Origin of the sequence: Burkholderia sp. AU4i (genome assembly GCF_000466765.1) — a bacterium.
Taxonomy (GTDB): domain Bacteria; phylum Pseudomonadota; class Gammaproteobacteria; order Burkholderiales; family Burkholderiaceae; genus Burkholderia; species Burkholderia cepacia.
In genome coordinates, this window is record NZ_ASSI01000501.1 from 1 (window position 1) to 857 (window position 857).

Below are 857 nucleotides of genomic sequence, written 5' to 3' on the forward strand. Positions count from 1 at the left end.
CGGCGACCAACAACTTCTACGAAGCGACGCGGGACTTCGCGCAGCAGCATCCCGACGTGGTCGGCGCGAGCGCCTGCGGGTTCACGTGATCGAACGCGAGCGACGCGCGCGTGAGCGGCACCGCGCCGAACGGCGCGGCCTCGACGTGCGCGCGCCCGTTCAGCTTCATCCCGCTCGCGTCGACTTCCGCGACGAGCGCCTCAAGCGAGCCCGACACGCGAGCGCGCGCATCGACCGGCTCGTCGGACAGCTTGCCCGCGTAAGTGGCCTCCCCCGTCAGCGCGAACGGCTTCACGCCATCGAGTTTCGCGCGCGCGGTCAGCGCGCCGTACGGCGTATCGACGCCGTCGAGCACGAGTTCATGGTGACGGCCGTCGCTGCGGCCGTTCAGCGCGAGATGGTCGAGCTGCGTCGTCGAGCCGCCGTCGTGGATCGCCAGGCGATCGACGCGCAGGTCGTCGATCCGCAACTGCAGCGGCAGGCTCAGGTCCTGCGGCGTCGTACTCGGCGTCGACGGCCCCGGCGGAATCCGCACGTCGATCGTGCCGGCGCGAAGATACGCGATGGACAGACGCCACGGCGCGCGGGTCAATGCCCAGCGGCCGTCGAGCCGGTCGATGCGGATTTCGGTACCGGTGCCGTCGGGGCTCGTCCAGGCGAACCCGCGCAACCGCACGCCGGTCGCGAGCGAGCCGCCGTCGAGCGTGCCCGCGAGCCGCGCGCCGAGCACGCGCTCCGCCGCCTGCCACGCGAGCCGCGTGCCGTGCTCGGTCGTCACCGCGGCCAGCACGAGCCCGACGGCCAGCACGACGAGCAGCACGACCGTCGCGAGCGTCCATGCGACGAACCGCCCGATG

Annotated in this window: 1 pseudogene; it reads right to left on the minus strand. The window is 72.6% G+C overall.

Going from position 1 to position 857, the window contains the following annotated elements:
* Positions 1 to 61 precede the first annotated feature (61 nt).
* A pseudogene (locus L810_RS43805) lies at positions 62 to 857 on the minus strand (translocation/assembly module TamB domain-containing protein); the annotation flags it as partial.